We start from the raw sequence: 16021 nt of genomic DNA, 5'->3' as shown, positions 1-16021 counted from the left end.
AGACGCGCTCTGGGCCGCAGCCTCCGGAACCAGGAGATCAAGATGGCACAGACCCCTTCCCCGCACGGCCGGTCGGACCGGGACGCCGCCGGCCCCATCGTCATCGTGGGCATCGGCGCGGTGCTGCCCGACGCCGCCGACCCGGAGGAGATGTGGCGCCTGCTCAACGGCAGCCGGCCGGTCTTCTCCCGCCCCGAGCGCTTCGACATGGCGGACTTCCACGACCCGGACCCCCGCGCAGCGGACCGCGCCTACGTGCCCGTCTCGGGATTCCTCAAGGACTTCCGGCCAGGCCCCGAACTGACCAGGGATCTGGAGGACAACGCCCTACCCCTTCCCGAGCCCTCCGCACTGTGGCTCCGGGAGGCGCTGTACCAGGCCCTGCGCGGTGTACACCTCGCCGACCGGGACCGCGTCTTCGCCGGATTCGGCTACACCGCCGACGGCAGCGACGAAGGCGAGCGCCAGCACGTCCTGCACGGATACGCCCACCGCCTTGCCCAGGCCGACGGCACGCGCGAGGAGGAGTGGCGCGCCCGGCTCGCCTCTGGGTATCCGCAGACCGGTGCCCGGCTGGAGGCGTTGCTGCCGCACCGCATCGGACGGGCGGCCGTGGACGGTGTGCTCCCAGCCCGTACCGAGGTGGTCATGGTGGACACCGCCTGCAGTTCCTCGCTGTACGCCCTCGACCTGGCGATGCGCAACCTGCTGGAGGAGGACTGCGATGCCGCGGTGTGCGGCGGCGCCTTCGCCCTTGTCCCCCGCGTCCACGTGCTGTTCTCCAAGATCCAGGGGCTGTCGCAGTCCGGAGCGGTGCGTGCTTTCGACCGTTCCGCGGACGGTGTGCTCTTCTCCGACGGAGCGGCCGCGCTGATCCTGAAGACCAGGGACCGCGCGCAACGCGACGGCGACCGCATCCTGGCCGCGGTCAAGGCGGTCGGCCTGTCGTGCGACGGCCGGGGACAAGCGATCTACGCCCCCAGCTCCGACGGACAGCGGCGCGCCGTTCGACGCTCCCACCGCGCTGCCGGCATCGCCGCCGGCGACATCGGCTGGATCATCGCCCACGCGACGGGGACCCCGGCGGGGGACGGGGCGGAACTGTCCGCACTCGCGGGGACCGCGGCCCACGCCGACGGCGCGATGGTGACCGGGAACAAGAGCATCCTCGGGCACACCGGCTGGGCAGCGGGCGCGGTCTCGCTGATCCAGGCCGTCACCGGACTCCAACGCAACCTGACCCCGCCCCAGCCCTTCGTCCGCGACCCGATCCCGGAACTCACGGCGAGCGGTCTCACCATCCCCACCGTCGCAACTCCCCTTCCGACCCGTAACGTTGGCGTGTCCGCCTTCGGGTTCGGTGGTACCAACGCCCACGTCGTCCTCACCGGACCCGAGCAGGTAGCCGGCGAACCGCTCAGGACCACGGCGGCCGGAGCCGGTCAGGACCCGACCGTCCTGGTGGGCTGGAGCGCGGAGTTGCCCGAACGCACCGACACCGCCGCCGTCGCCGCATGGCTCACGGGGAACGGCCCCGCCCCCGACACCACCTACCGCAGCGGATACCCGCGGCCCACCTTCGCGCAGGTCCCGCTGCCGCCCCCGGCCCTACTCGGCACCGACCGCGCCCAGCTCATGGTCGCCGTCGCGGTCGGCAACCTGGACCCGGCCGTGCTCGGAGCCTGCCGGCTCCTCCAGGAGACGACGGGCGTCGTGGTGGGGCACACCGGCCCGACCCGCCACGCCCTCGACTACGCCCTGCGCTGCCACCGTGCGGCCGTTGCCCGCATGTTGAGCGACGGCGACGGGCTCCCGCCGGAGTGGCCCGCAGTCGAGAAGCAGATCCTCGACGCGGTGCCGCCCGGCGACGACGCGACGCTCCCCGGCCTGATGCCGAACATCATCGCCGCCCGCGTCTGCGCCATCCGCGACTACCGAGGGCTGAACATGACCGTGGACACCGGGCCCGACTCCGGTCTGGCCGCGCTGCGCACCGCCGACCTGCTCCTGCGCCGCCACACGCTCGACATCGTCCTGGTCGCCTGTGTCAACGGCAACGCCCTGCAGGAACTGCGGCTCGCCACCCGGCCGTGGACGCACGAACGCCCCCTCGCCGAGGGAGCATTCGTCCTCGCCGTCAGCCGCGCCTCGGTGGCCTCCGACCACGGTCTCCCCGTTCTCGCGCACCTGCGAACCGACATCGGCGAGGGACAGGCCCCCGCGGCAGCCCACGACACCTCAGACCCGGCCCATCCGCTCAGCGACCGCACCTACCTCGGCGCCGACCCGCTGGTGACCCTGCTGGCCGCCGTAGAGCGCCAGGAACAGGGCACGCTCACCGGCAACGATCCGTGGACCTCGCGCATCCACTACCAACCGGCGCCGGTGACCGTGCCGTGACCGCGGACCGAGCCACCGCAAACGACCATGACGCACCACCCGGCCGCCAACTGAGGTTGGCGCACATCCCCCTCCACCCCGCCGCGGCAACCGACCCGGAACGACCGGACCCACTACTGGACGACGCGGACCGGGCGGCCCTGGCCAGACTGACCCCCCGTGCCCGCGGTCAGTTCACCGCCCGTCGCATCGCGTTGCACCGCGCCTTGGGAATGCTTCTCGACCGCCCATCGCAGCAGGTCAGGATCATCCACCGGCCCGGCCACCCACCACAGCTGCCCGAATACCCCCAACTCGCCGTGTCGACTTCTGCGACTTCCGCACTACTGAGCGTGGCCGTGAGCGAGGCGTGGGACATCGGACTCGACATCGAAGCCGTCCCCGACGCCACCGCCGCGCGCCATCTCCTTCGCATGACGGAAGCCCATCTCCCCTTCCCCGCACGCTCGTTGACGCCACGCGAGGTGTGCAGGACCTGGACGAGCATCGAGGCGTGGTCCAAACTGACGGGCATTCACCTGCCTGGTGCGCTGGCCCTGCACCGTGCGGGCGGCCTGACAGCACTGCGGCAGGCACGCGGGGACACCGACATGCTCCCGTTGCGCGTGCCCGCACCGGATCACGAAGGCACCCTGTGGCACGCACCACGCGCACGTGCCGCCCACCCCGACGGCTGACCACCGCGCTCTCGCCGACCCGACCGTGCAACATGTTCAACACATAGCTACCAAAGGGTAGTTGCCCGACGATCGACGCTGCCGCTCAAATGGAAACCGTGGGCGGACAGCGCGCTTCCCCCTGGCCCGGGAACGCAGCCGCGCGAGAGCCGGAAGCGGCTGTCGGCCTGGTTGTGATGACGACAGGGTTGGGGCGGTCGTAATGGAGGTGCCGATCGGACGCCGGATCGAACTGCTGCGCCTACGCCGGGGCATGAGCAGAGAGGTCCTCGCACAGCTCATAGGGCGGAGCGGCGAGTGGCTGCGACAGGTGGAGCGACAACAACGGCCGCTGCAGAACCTCCCGGTGCTGCTGGAACTCGCCCGGGTGCTGGGCATCCGCGACCTCTCGGAGTTCCTGGGGACGCCGGTCACCGAGCCACCGACCGTGCACACACCCCCCAGCTCCGCACTACGCGACGCCGTCATCGCGCGCCACCACCCCGATCACGGGACGCCCGGCTCGGCGGCCGAAGCAGTCGACCGTGCCTGGTACGCCTGGCACCACCGGTCCCAGCGCTACACCTACACGATGTCCGTCCTACCCGGCCTTCTGACCAGCACCGTCTGGACCGCCCACGCCGGCGAACAGGCCGCAACCGGGGCACAGGCATACCGACTCGCGTCACTCGTCCTGCACCACATGGACGACACCACCTCCGCCCTGCTCGCTGCCGACCGAGGACTGTCCGCGGCCCTGGCATCCGGCAAACCCCACACCATCGCCGCGCTGCGCCTGCGGTACGGCTGCGCCTTGGCCGACAGCGGAATGTCCGACGCCGCTCGGGCCGAACTGGCCGCGCTCGCCGCGGACCTGCACGCCGACGCCCCCGGAGGCGAGTGGGAGATATCGACGTTGCTCGCCAGTGCACAGGTCGCGGCCAGAGAAGCAGACTGGGACCAGGCCAACACCCTGCTCCGGCAGGCACGAGCCCTGTGCGCTGATGCCCCCACCGCCGAGAACGCCCGGGCCGCCGTACCACAAGCCATCCTGGTCACGATGGCCGTGGACCACGCGTCCGGGCGGGAACGTGAGGCGCTACGGGCCGCGGAAGACCTCGACCTGGCCTCCGCCGACCACAACGTCGACTGGCGGACACGCGCGTTTCTACAGCTCGGCCAGGTCTACTTGGCAGTCGCCGACATCCCCTCCGCGGTCATCAGCCTCGTTCAGATGGACGAGGCATGCGAAGAGGAAGTGAAGTACAACCCCACCGCCTGCCAACTCGCCGCAGAGCTGGCCGCCCGCGCCGATGCCAACGCACGGGCCAAACTCTGGCCCCTACTCGACCGTTCGGCCATGATCCCGGCCCCAGCACGCTGATCCGTCGGCCTCTCGCCCACCTCGGCGCATGGGTACGCGTCTCGACGGCTTCCGACATCGCCGCGACGGCCGCCACCGGCCGACACCACGAAGCGTTCCACCCCGCCGACCTGCGCACCACGGATACCGGACTCCTGGCTGACGCCTGATATGTGACGTCGAGCAGGGCATCGGACCGTCGCAGACACGCCCCGGTCTGCCACCGAGGGCGCCTGCGTCACCTGCGACACCACCGGCAAGAACACCTACCAGGACGACGCCGTCAGACTCCGCGGGCCGGTTCAGGAAGGGGCGCCCGTCAGGACTTCCACCTTGCCGGTGTCGAGCGAGTAGTAGGCGCCCACGACGGCAAGGGCGCCCTTCCGCACCAAGGGAGCGAGGTCCTTGTTGGAGCGCAGGTCGGTGGCGGTCAGCTTGACCTGGGCACGGGCCATGGCGTCGGCCGGGTCGGTGCCGCCTTCCTTCGTTGCCTGCTCGTATGCCGGCTGCAGGGCCGTGACGATCGACTGCAGGTTGCCCGGCAGCGGCTTGCCGTCACGGAGGGAGTCGTACGCCGCCTTCACGGCGCCGCAGCGCTGATGCCCGAGGACCATGAGGAGCGGAGTGTCGCTGGTCAGGGGGCCGTACTCGACGGAACCGGTGACCACGGGGCCGACCGCCGTCCCGCCCGTGCGCATCACGTAGAGATCACCGAGGCCGGTATCGAAGAGGAGCTCCGGCGGCACCCGGGAGTCGATGCACGCGAGGATCGCTCCAAAAGGCTTCTGCTTCTGGGCAACGAACTGACGCCGGTTCGGATCCCGGTCAGGGTGTTGCAGGGCTCCACTCACCCAGCGCTTGTTGCCTGCCATCAGTCTCGCAAATGCCGTGTCCGGTGTGGTCGGGGTCGCTGCCGGTGAAGCGTTGAGCGCCGTCGGGGTCTCCCTCAACGAGGATGAACACCCCGCGAGGGCGAGGGCGCCACCGGCAAGCAGCGCTCTACGCCCCAGACGTCCCGCACTTTCCATCGTTCGTTCCCTTCGCTGCCGTTCCGTTGCGTCCTGTCTCTTGACCAGGGCGATTGTTGCCCGTGGTGTGGGTGGCCAGGCGGCAGGCACAAGTGCGTGGCAGGTCACGTTGCTACGGACGGCCCACACGGCAGTGCGAGTGCCTGAGCCGGGACCTCAACCTGCCGAATCGCCCAGCCGGGCCGGTTCGCTGAGGGGGTTAGCGCGGCGCCGTCCGCTACCCGCACCTGCTATCCCCTGTTCAGGCAGGGGACTTGGACAGGCATCGAACCGACCGGTCCGCGGGGAGACGGGAGCGGCGATTGCTGCCGTACCAGGACACGACGCGCTCCTTCTTCACCATCCCGGAAGCCGGGTGGCGGCCCGCATCGCGTCGTGACGCGCCCTGGTTTGACCGCCTGTGAGATGTACTGCAAGCCTTGCTTACGAAAGCTGCCCGCGAAGGCCCGTAAGCGCCTGTCCCGTCGCAGCATGGATGCGTACTCGAAAGGGCGTAACACATGGCTAAGGCAACCGCACGTCACATCTTGGTCCCCAGCGAAGACAAGGCGAACGAGCTGAAGGCGCAGATCGAGGCAGGAGCGGATTTCGCAGAGGTGGCCAAGGCCAACTCCACCTGCCCCTCGGGTCGCCAGGGTGGCGACCTCGGATCTTTTGGCCCCGGCCAGATGGTGAAGGAGTTTGACACCGTCGTCTTCTCCGCGCCGACCGGAACCATTCAGGGGCCTGTGCGGACGCAGTTCGGCTACCACCTCATCGAGGTGACCAGCCGCCAGGACTGACCTGGCATTCCGGGCTGCGCCCTCGCGGCGCAGCCCGGTCTCTCTACGGCAACTACGACGCGACACCTGAATGTTTCCCTCCAATTCGGTCTCCCCAACGTGAGGGCCTGAACCTGACGGCCCCCGCAAGCGACCCCGACCGGAATCGAACCGGGAGCCTGGGGGCGCGACCGAAACGGCCGTCAAGGCTGATGGCGTACAGCCCGCGCAGCGCCACCCTCCGCCGGTAACACGGACTACCGGTTGTCCTGCTGGGATTCCTGGAACTCCGTCACGGTCCCGCCGTGCACGTGAGACCACTCGGTCAACACGGCGATCGGCCGCAACAGCGTCCGGCCCAGGTCGGTCAGCACGTACTCGACCTTTCCACCACTCACGGCGTGCCGTTCGACCAGGCCGTATCCCTGCAACCGCCGCAGCGTCTGGGTCAGCACCTTCCGCGAGACCCCGCCGATCCGGTCGACCAACTCGCCGTGTCTGCGGGGTTCCTGGCTCAACGCGTAGAGCACGGCCACAGCCCACTTGTCGGCGATGATCTCGACCGCCAGCCGGGCAGGGCAGTCGGCGAGGAAGACGCTCCCAGGGTACGTATCCACGCCCCGACGGTAACCCGTCGCCAGGAACCCGGAGGTACCTGGCTCCTCACTAGCGTCCCCAGTGGAAGCAACCGAGGAGGGGAAACCTGATGGCCGCAGAGATCGACTGGCCGGGCGGACGGAAGGTCGCCGCGCTGGTCACGGTCGCGTTGGAGTTGTGGTCTCCCGGGCACTGGCCCGCCTATGCGCCGATGGCCGCGGCGTGGCCGCTGCCTGGCGGAGACGACTCCCACAGCACCTCATGGGTGAACTACGGTGTCACCACCGGTATTTGGCGGCTGCTCGACGTCCTCGGTGACCTGCCTGCCACCGTCGGCGTCAACGGCCTCGTCGCCGAACGGCACCCCGAAACCGTGAAGGCCGTCCACGAGGCGGGGCACGAGATCGCCGCACACTCCTGGGCCCAGGACGTCGTGCCCGCGCTGCTCGACGTCGACGCCGAGCGGGACAACATCCGCCGCTGCACCGACGCCCTCCGCCAGGTCACCGGCGTCCGCCCGAGGGGGTGGATGAGCCCACGCGCCACCGGCTCGAAGCACACCTCCGAGCTGCTCGCCGAGGCCGGCTACCGCTGGACCGGCGACCACAGCGACCACGATGTCCCGCGGATCCTGCACACCGCCCACGGGCCGCTGGTCTCCCTCGTGCACAGCGACCACTCCGACGTCCGCAGCGCCGTGGCGGGACCGCACGCCTACCGCGAGCTGCACCAGGAGCTGCTGGACCAACTGCTCGCCGCGCCGGGCCCCGGCGTCTTCCACCTCACCCTGCACGCCCACGTCGGCGGCCGACCGCTCATGGCGGGCATGATCGCCCAGATCCTCGACCGTCTCCGCGTCTCCGGCGACATCTGGGTCGCCACCCACGCACAGATGGCCGAGCACGTCCTCACGCACGAAGGAAGGAAGCCATGACCCGCAGCCTCGTCGTCGGCGGCACCGGGGCGATGGGCAGCCATGTGGTGCGACACCTGCTCACCACGACCGACGCCGCCCTCACCGTCCCCACCCGCGATCCGAAGTCCGCCCACGCCACCGCCCTCGCTGCCACCGCGCCCGACCGCGTGGAACTCGTCCGCTCCGACCCGGCACTCGTCCACACCCTGTTCGAGAACGTCGACCGCGCCTTCCTCAACACCGACTTCTTCGCGACCGGCAGCGCCGTGGGGGAATACCAACAAGGCGTGGACCTCCTGGCCGCCGCTCGGGCAGCAGGCGTGGGGCAAGTCATCTGGTCCTCGTTGGACAGCGCGATGTCCCTGACCGGCCGCCCCGTCCCGCACTTCGACAGCAAGGCCGCCGTCGCCGCCCACATCAACCTGATGCGGTCCGAGGAGATGCTCCGCCAGGAGACCGACGGCTGGTACACGAACCACGTGTCGGTGCTGACCACCGCCCCGTACTTCGAGAACCTGCGATCTCGCCTCGCTCCCCAGCCGGACGACCGCGGAGGCATGCGGTTCCGGCTCCCCCTCGGCCCCGCTCGCTACCCGCTCATCGCTCTCGACGACATCGCCTGGTTCGCCGGCCACATGTTCGACAACTGGCAGTCCTGGGGCGCCCGCGATCTGTCAGTGATCGGCGACAGCCTCACCGGCGAACAACTCGCCACCACCTTCACACACGTCACCGGCGTTCCCAGCAGCTACATCCCGATGCCACACGCCGAACTGCGCACCGCCATACCCGACTTCGGCCACGACTACGCCGCCATGTTTCGGTTCTTCGTCGACCGCGACCTCTACGCCCGCGACCGGGACATCACCCACCTACGTCGTCTGCACCCCGACTTGATGACGTTCGAGGACTGGCTGCGCCACACCGGGTGGACAGGGACTTGACCGCCGAACCCTGACCGCGCCCATCAGGCACGAATTGAGTCCTGTGCTGGACGAGGTGGGACAGCATGCCACCGAGGGCGACGCCGCCCAAGGGTATGAGTGACACCCAGATCTGACTGACCGTGGAGGCCATCGTCCCACCCTGCCGGGAGGGTATGGGGGTTCAGAGTCGGGCTACTCCTGCGGGCGGTGAATCGACGCCCTTCTCCGCGCACGGCCATGGCCCCGGTGCGCGGAGGAGGCCGGCCCTGGAGCCCGTCCTTGGAAGGCCGGGTCCTGCTCGTCGTCACCGCCCGCTGACGAACGCACCTGGGCGGCTACCGAGGAACCGGCCCGGCCTCCCCCACCACCGTGCGGGCGGCCAGGCCGAGTTGCCGGGCCTGAAAGGCGACGGCGTCCACCACGTCATCCCCGGTATCGCCCCGCTGCACAACCTCGCCCGCACGGGACGGCTCCCACCTCGTGCGCTCAGTCGATACAGAACTCGTTGCCCTCGATGTCCAGCATCGGGATGCACGACTCGTTGTTCTCATCCGCCAGCAGCGTCTGCACGTGTACCGCGCCGAGCGGGATCAGCCGTGCGCACTCGGCCTCAAGCGCGGCGAGGCGTTCTGCACCCACGAGTCCGGTGCCGACCCGCACATCGAGATGCACCCGGTTCTTCGCGACCTTCCCTTCGGGAACACGCTGGAAGTACAGCCGCGGGCCCACACCTGAGGGATCCATGCAGGCGAACCATGAATCCCGCTGCTCAGGTGGCTGTGAACTCGTGAAATCATCCCAAGTGTCGAACCCCTCCGGTGGCGGCGGTACGACGTATCCCAACACCTCGCACCAGAAACGAGCGAGACGTTCGGGTTCTGCGCAGTCAAAGGTGACTTGGACCTTCTTGATCGCTGCCATCGGAGCACCGTACCAAGGGGGTTTGAGGCCCTGCCCCTGATTTTCCGAGGGCGCCGTTCGCAACCCCGTCGGGCCCTGGGACACCATGGACGCGATGTGGTCCAACCGGACACCCCACGAGAGCGACGCACCCCCGCCGGAGGGAGCCCGCTGGTCACTCACGCCGGGGCACAACTCTGGTCAACTCCCGTACTTCAAAGGTCAGTTGCGGGACGGCCCTCTGACTCCCGCCGATGCTCCTCAGCGCCAGGCAACGACGCCTCGCCGCCATCCAGCGACACCCGGGGCAACACCACCGGCCCGCCCCTCACGCCCCCATACGCCTCATGCCGCTACTGCAGTCCGCCTACCGACCGTAACCTCCCGATCGATCACCATGTTGGCCCTTGCGATCCGGAAAGCAGACGAACGGGTCTCGGACATGCCAGGAGTCCCCTCACCGCAAGGAACACTGCATGAAGCACCGTTGGGCACGTCTTCTCGCCGTCCTCCCCGTGGTCACGCTGGCCGTGGGCCTCACCACCCCACCCGCTGCCGCCCACACATCGCCACTCCCTCCCCGCAAGCCCTTCGATCTCCCACGCCTCCCACCGCCCACCACTCCCCTGCTCCACGAACCCTTGGGGGCGCCCCTTCTCCGGCCGTCCACCGAGCGAGCTCGCCCCCCTTGGGCGGCCACCAACCGCGGCTGGAACGACTTCTCCTGTGCGCCCTCCTCCGCGCACCCCCGCCCGGTCGTCCTCGTCCACGGCACCTTCGCCAACCGCGTCAACAACTGGCTCGGCCTCGCCCCCTACCTGGTGCGGCGCGGCTACTGCGTCTTCTCCCTCACCTACGGCGAGTTGCCCGTTCTCCCCTTCGTCGGCGGCCTCGGCCCGATCGATGCCTCGGCGCGCCAACTCGCCGCGTACGTCCACCGGGTGCTGGCCGCGACCGGGGCGCGGAAGGTCGACATCGTCGGACACTCGCAGGGCGGCATGATGCCGCGGGTGTACCTGAAGTACTACGGCGGCCGCCACAAGGTGCACACGCTGGTCGGGATCGCCCCCGACAACCGCGGTACCGACCTACACGGCCTGACCAAGCTGCTGGAAGCCGCTCCCGCCGTCACAAGGACCCTGCACGGACTGACCCCCGGACTGGTCGACCAGGGGGCCGGCTCCCCCCTGCTGCGGCATCTCAACGCCGGCGGCGACACACTCCCCGGCATCCACTACACCGTCATCGCCTCCCGGTACGACGAGGTCATCACGCCTCACTGGTCGCAGTTCCTGCACGGACGCCACGTCCACAACATCGAGGTCCAGGACCTGTGCCCGCTCGACTTCTCCCTGCACGCCCCCGTCGGCCTCTTCGACCCGGTCGCCTGGCACGAGACGGCCAACGCCCTCGACCCCGCACATGCGATTCCGACCACTTGTGCGTCCGCCCTGAGGTGAGAGGAAGGTCCTGCAATGGCCCACTTGGGGTCGACGATCGGGCTCAAGCCTCACCACCGGCGGCTACAAAGGTGCGCTGGAGGCGAGCCTCGGAGACCGAACGGCCAGTACTCCAAGGCAATTTCGTAAGCTGTGGAGCTTTCGTGAGCTGTGGAGCCGAGGGCGTGGTGAGCCGTCGTCGGCAGCGGCAGCCTTGCGGTGGGTAGGAACCGAACCGATGCGGCACACGTCTCTCGCACCATGACTTCCGACGAGCGGCAAGGGCATGCGACCTCCACCGGGCCCACCTCGCCATCCGCTGTGGCTGTGCATCCGCCGAAGGTCAACGACTACGACAGCTTCGCCGAGGCGTACACGGCCGAGAACGACAACAACCTCCTCAATGCCCACTATGAGCGTCCTGCGATGCTGGCCCTCGCCGGAGATGTGGCCGGGCGGCGGATCCTCGACGCCGGCTGCGGTTCCGGCCCTCTGGCTGCGGCACTGCGCGACCGAGGCGCCTTCGTGAGCGGCTTCGACTCAAGTGCCGAGATGGTGGAACTGGCCCGACGACGGCTCGGCGACGATGCGGATCTTCGCGTGGTCGACCTGGGCAGCCCCCTTCCCTACGCCGACGACACGTTCGAAGACGTCGTCGCGTCCCTGGTGCTGCACTACCTGGAGGACTGGGGGCCGGCGCTGACCGAGCTGCGCCGCGTGCTCAAGCCCGGCGGTCGACTGATCGCGTCCGTCGAGCATCCTTTTGCGATCAACCTCATGCACCGTCAGGCCGGCCGCGAGGCCGAGTACGACTATTTCGACACCACCAACTGGACCGACGAGTGGACCATGGACGGTCAGACGGCTCTGATGAGCCGCTGGCACAGGCCGCTGCACGCAATGACCGACGCCTTCACCGAGGCGGGTTTCCGGATAACGGCCATCAGCGAGCCGGAACCTGACGCGGCAGCCCGCGAGCTGTTCCCCGAAGCCATCGCGGCCAAGCCACGCTTCCTGTGCTTCCTTTTCTTCGTGCTGCAAGCGGATTAGGGCACGTATCCAGGGGTGATCAATGGGCGGCCGTCTCCTGCGGCAGCGGATCTTGATCATTGCCACGGAAAGTCGGTGATCGGTAAGTTCGTGCCGCCGATGTTGCGCACTACCGGAGGGGCTGGCATGTCGGAGGCTGTCGTTCACCTGCTGTGCGGGCTCAACGGCGCGGGAAAGACGACGTACGCGCGGCACCTCGCGGCGCAACTGCCCGCCGTGCGGTTCGGACTGGACGAATGGATGCTGCGCCTCTACCCGTACCGATACGACACCGTCGAGTACGCCGAGCAAGTCGAAGTGTGCAAAGAACTGATCTGGCAGACGGCTGTGCAGGTGCTGCACACGGGATCCGACGTGGTGCTCGACTGGAACCAGTGGAGCCGCGCGCGGCGGTCGGACTGGCATGTGCGGGCCGCCGAGGCCGGCTTCAGGGCACGTCTGCACTACATCCGCGTACCTGTGGAGACGGCTGTGGCACGAGCTGAGGCAAGGTCCGTCGAGGGTGGGCCCGCAGCACACGTTCTCGACGGGGCTGCCGTGCGGCATCTTGCATCGATCTTCGAGCCGCCGACTGCTGATGAAGGACTACCGGTGATCGTCATTGACGGCTGAGCGTCGACGGCTACCGCGGAGGGCTTGGCCTTGGACGTCGCGGAGACGAGACAGAAGAGCATGCTCGAACCACCCACAAGGGACATCAAGCGCGGCTTGAAAGGGATTCAAGGAAGCTCCTTGGGTACTGCGTGTTGAGTGGAATCAGCACACCGCCGGCGAGGGGCTTCGTCACGCCACTCCCACTGACCGAACCTTTTCACCCTTCCGCGGCAGGATGAAAAGGTTCGGTGAACTCCGCCCAGTCTGCGGCGCCTTGTCAAAAGCACAACATGCGCAGGATCAAGCCCACATCAGCAGTAGATCAGAGTGCAGTTCCGTTCCGTTTGATGACGTTGATGCGACCGGAGGATAAGTAGGGATCGTCCATGGTTCGCATATGCCGCCGTAGAACGCACGGCAAATCTCGACCACCCCGCGAACGACTTGCACACCGCGCAACCTTGCGCACTTGTGAATCTCGAAGTCGAACCCACCCCTCACGACGGCATCATCTCCACTTCACGCTGCGGCAGCAGCACCTTCACGTGCGAGCACATCCAGGAATACACCCAGCAACAAGGAAGGCGACATGGGGAGTTGAGATAACATGGATGGCCAGACGGATAGAAAATTACCGGCTCACCGTCCCCATAAGGCAGACCCGAGTCGCCCGGCCAAGACGGCCGCCAGATCGTCTTCGTCGCGCAGGCCATAGGAGTGGAGCCTTGATCCTTTCCGGCGAAGGACCCTCATGCCTCAGGTACCCAACGCCCACTTGACCCAGTTACTCAACGAGGCCGACTGGAAGCCGTCCCAACTCGCCGTCGCCATCCGATCCGTGGCCCGCGAGCACGGCGACCACCTTGTCTGCTCACCGTCGACGGTGGGGCGCTGGCTCACCGGCACACAGCCGCGGCCACCCGCCCCCGTCTACCTCCTGGAAGCTCTCTCGCGCAGGCTCGGAAGGCCCCTCACCGCCGCCGAGGCCGGGCTGACCATGGCGCCCCCAGCCCCTCCGCACGCATCGTGGGAGGCCGACCCGGTGCGTACCCTCTCAGCTCTCACCCGCAGTGAACTCGACCCGCGCCGCCGGAAAACGGTCACCGAAGGCGCCTACAGCCTGGCCGACCTCCACCTACCTGACTGGCCTCAGGCATCCCAGGCCTCACGCCATACCGCGACGGATTCCCGAGCATCGGGGCGCCAGGTGGGACACGCCGAGGTGCTCGCCGCCCATTCCGTTGCTGAATTCTTCGGCAGGACCGTCCAGTTATTCGGCGGCGCACATGCCCGTGCCACCCTTGCCTGCTATCTGGCCACCGAGGTCACCACCTGGCTGCAAGCCCCATCGAGTGAACGAATACACCGACAGCTACTGTCCGAGGCCGCCCAACTCACCGTCCTGCTCGGCAATATGTGTTCCGACGCCGCCGCCGACTCCCTCGCTCAGCAGTACCACCGCACCGGCGCAAGGCTGGCCGCCGACGGTCAGGACGCGGCGACCTACAGCATCGCACTGCGCGTCATGTCCTCTCATGCACAGGTCCTCGGCCACCAGTCGAACGCCTTCCGCCTGGCCGAGCAAGCCGCCGGCGCGGCCCGACGCAGCCCGGGCAGCGTCCGCTCCTATGCGTTCGCCCAACTCGCCGTCACCGAAGCCCAATTGCATCGCCACAGACGTCAATCCCTGACCTACCTCAATCTGGCCGAGCGCCTACACACCGAAAAGGACGACAGCCCACCCGGCCCCTTCTCCAACTATCCGTTGGCCGGCCTCCACTACCAGCGCGCCGGTACCCTCATGGCCCTGGGCGACCGCACGAGCGCCATCAGGTCCCTGCACCTGTCCATAGCCAGCCGCGGTCACAGCCACTCCCGCGCCGGCGCCCTGACCCACGCCTGCCTCGCCGAGGTCCAACTACGTCAAGGACACCTCGAAGCAGCGCTCTCCCACTGGCGGCTCTTCGTCGACGACTACCCCACTCTCCACTCCAGCCGCGCCGCACATCACCTTCAGACCATGCACCAACTATTGCGCCCCCACCACAGACGTCGCGACGTGCAGGCCCACCTCGCCCACGCCCACACCCTGCTTGCCGCCACGTAAGTCCCGCGTGCAGGACAACTCCAGTGCGCAATGGTCGACATGGGGGTATCCCGTTGCGGAATGCACATGAGCGCTTCCGGGGGAGGACGCCCTACGGGCATGAAGGCATGCGGCTCGCGCCCCAGCCGGGCGCCTGGTTATTCCTCCGCGCGAATCCAGGTACGGGCGAGTTGCGCGACCCAAGTGTCAGCCGCGTCGGGAGCGGGCGGGGGTGTGTCGACGACGACGAGTTCGGTGACACCCGCCGCACTCAGCGCGGCGAGGTCGTCCGGGGTGCCGTCGCTCAGCGCGACGGCGATCGTGAGCTCGTCAACTGCGCGATCGTGGCGGGCGCACTCGTCGGCGAGAACGGCGATGCGCGCCGGGACGTCGTCCGCCCGGACGTTGAAGCCGTACCAACCGTCGGCGAGCGTGGCCGCCCGGCGCAGGGCGACGTCGCTGTTGCCACCGACCACCACCGGGAGCCGGCTGCCGCGCAGCGGCTTCGGGTTCACCCGGATCGCGTCGAAGTGGGTGAACTCCCCTGTGAAGGAGGCCGGGTCGTCGGCCCAGAGGGCACGCATCGCGGCGAGGTACTCGTCGGTGCGCCGCCCGCGCCCGACGAACGGGACGCCGAGTGCGGCGAACTCCTCGGCCGACCAACCGACCCCGATCCCGAGGCTGAACCGTCCACCGGAGAGCACGTCGAGTGTCGCGGCCTGTTTGGCGAGCAGAACCGGGTTGTGCTCGGGCAGCAGGAGTACACCGGTGGCAAGCTCGATCCGACGGGTGACCGCCGCCGCGAAGGTCAGGGCGAGCAACGGGTCCAGCCAGTCCGCGTCCGCGGGAACGGCGATCCGACCATCCGCTGCGTAGGGATAGCGAGAGGCGGGCGAGTCCACGAGCACCACGTGCTCGCCGCACCACAGCCTCGCGAAGCCGTGCGCCTCCGCGGCTGTCGCCACCGCACGGATCACCTCGGGACGGGCACCGTCACCGATACCCAGCGCGTGCAACCCCACTCGCATACTCCACCTCCGGGCGCCACCTTAAGCACGAACCACGGACGCGCTTGAGTGCCGCGGCGCTCCGCGCGCGGGCGCTGCCAGACATGTCGTCCGGACGAGCGAGCCCCCCGCCCCGCCCGGGCAGACCAGCACCAGCGGACTCCGCGACGTCGCCGTTCACGTTGCGCGTCGCGTAGCAGAGTTCGCCCGGCGGCGGACGCAACCACGCAACCGTCCGGGCTGTGCAGGCAATCGATGCCTGATAGCCGGTGCCGCGATGGGGGACGTGGAGTCGTCG

The 16021-nt window shown here is 68.7% G+C and carries 14 protein-coding genes; 10 read left to right on the top strand and 4 right to left on the bottom strand.

From position 1 onward, the window contains the following. The first annotated feature begins 42 nt into the window (after positions 1–42). From ACIQU6_RS20880 to ACIQU6_RS20870, 3 genes are all read left to right on the top strand, one after another. A complete protein-coding gene (locus ACIQU6_RS20880) occupies positions 43–2400 on the top strand; it encodes a beta-ketoacyl synthase N-terminal-like domain-containing protein (protein ID WP_403483140.1) in 2358 nt (785 codons plus the stop codon). After that, positions 2397–3077, top strand: coding sequence for a 4'-phosphopantetheinyl transferase family protein (locus tag ACIQU6_RS20875; RefSeq protein ID WP_403483139.1), 681 nt, complete (start codon positions 2397–2399; stop codon positions 3075–3077). The genes ACIQU6_RS20880 and ACIQU6_RS20875 overlap by 4 nt, the downstream gene beginning before the upstream one ends. Positions 3078–3279: 202 nt before the next feature. Further along, the gene (locus ACIQU6_RS20870) at positions 3280–4440 is read left to right on the top strand and encodes a helix-turn-helix domain-containing protein (RefSeq protein WP_403483138.1); all 1161 of its coding nucleotides are present in this window, start codon (positions 3280–3282) and stop codon (positions 4438–4440) included. A gap of 281 nt (positions 4441–4721) precedes the next feature. Here ACIQU6_RS20870 and ACIQU6_RS20865 read toward each other — a convergent pair whose 3' ends face one another. After that, a complete protein-coding gene (locus tag ACIQU6_RS20865; RefSeq protein WP_403483137.1) occupies positions 4722–5291 on the bottom strand; it encodes a carbonic anhydrase in 570 nt (189 codons plus the stop codon). A 656-nt stretch (positions 5292–5947) separates the two neighbouring features. On the opposite strand from ACIQU6_RS20865, the gene ACIQU6_RS20860 reads away from it, so the two are divergent. Beyond that, positions 5948–6229, top strand: coding sequence for a peptidylprolyl isomerase (locus tag ACIQU6_RS20860; protein WP_403483136.1), 282 nt, complete (start codon positions 5948–5950; stop codon positions 6227–6229). Positions 6230–6465: 236 nt separating this feature from the next. Here the strand turns inward: ACIQU6_RS20860 and ACIQU6_RS20855 are convergent, their stop codons facing one another. After that, positions 6466–6825, bottom strand: a complete 360-nt coding sequence (locus ACIQU6_RS20855) for a winged helix-turn-helix transcriptional regulator (protein ID WP_403483135.1) — start codon at positions 6823–6825, stop codon at positions 6466–6468. 89 nt (positions 6826–6914) lie between these two features. On the opposite strand from ACIQU6_RS20855, the gene ACIQU6_RS20850 reads away from it, so the two are divergent. Together ACIQU6_RS20850 and ACIQU6_RS20845 are read left to right on the top strand one after the other, a co-directional pair. After that, positions 6915–7739, top strand: coding sequence for a polysaccharide deacetylase family protein (locus ACIQU6_RS20850; RefSeq protein WP_403483134.1), 825 nt, complete (start codon positions 6915–6917; stop codon positions 7737–7739). Then, entirely contained in the window at positions 7736–8665 is a 930-nt protein-coding gene (locus ACIQU6_RS20845) for an NmrA family NAD(P)-binding protein (protein ID WP_403483133.1), read from the top strand. Before ACIQU6_RS20850 ends, ACIQU6_RS20845 begins: the two co-directional genes overlap by 4 nt. 468 nt (positions 8666–9133) lie before the next feature. Here the strand turns inward: ACIQU6_RS20845 and ACIQU6_RS20840 are convergent, their stop codons facing one another. Next, positions 9134–9568, bottom strand: coding sequence for a VOC family protein (locus ACIQU6_RS20840; RefSeq protein WP_403483132.1), 435 nt, complete (start codon positions 9566–9568; stop codon positions 9134–9136). 455 nt (positions 9569–10023) lie between these two features. On the opposite strand from ACIQU6_RS20840, the gene ACIQU6_RS20835 reads away from it, so the two are divergent. The 4 genes from ACIQU6_RS20835 to ACIQU6_RS20820 all read left to right on the top strand — a co-directional run bounded on the left by ACIQU6_RS20835 (position 10024) and on the right by ACIQU6_RS20820 (position 14737). Then, a complete protein-coding gene (locus ACIQU6_RS20835; protein WP_403483131.1) occupies positions 10024–11007 on the top strand; it encodes an esterase/lipase family protein in 984 nt (327 codons plus the stop codon). 240 nt (positions 11008–11247) lie between these two features. After that, positions 11248–12036 carry a class I SAM-dependent methyltransferase gene (locus ACIQU6_RS20830; RefSeq protein ID WP_403483130.1) on the top strand — a complete coding sequence of 263 codons (789 nt, stop codon included), beginning with the start codon at positions 11248–11250 and terminating at the stop codon, positions 12034–12036. 75 nt (positions 12037–12111) lie between these two features. Further along, entirely contained in the window at positions 12112–12648 is a 537-nt protein-coding gene (locus tag ACIQU6_RS20825) for an AAA family ATPase (protein ID WP_403483129.1), read from the top strand. Positions 12649–13381: 733 nt separating this feature from the next. After that, positions 13382–14737, top strand: a complete 1356-nt coding sequence (locus ACIQU6_RS20820) for a hypothetical protein (RefSeq protein WP_403483128.1) — start codon at positions 13382–13384, stop codon at positions 14735–14737. 137 nt (positions 14738–14874) lie between these two features. On the opposite strand, the gene ACIQU6_RS20815 is transcribed toward ACIQU6_RS20820, so the two are convergent. Next, on the bottom strand, positions 14875–15744 hold the full coding sequence (locus tag ACIQU6_RS20815) for an LLM class F420-dependent oxidoreductase (protein WP_403483127.1): 870 nt from the start codon (positions 15742–15744) through the stop codon (positions 14875–14877). Positions 15745–16021 lie beyond the last annotated feature (277 nt).

This window comes from Streptomyces sp. NPDC090442 (genome assembly GCF_044769405.1).
Lineage (GTDB): Bacteria > Actinomycetota > Actinomycetes > Streptomycetales > Streptomycetaceae > Streptomyces.
The sequence above is the reverse complement of the archived record's forward strand: the minus strand, read 5'-3'. Positions and strand labels throughout refer to the sequence as shown.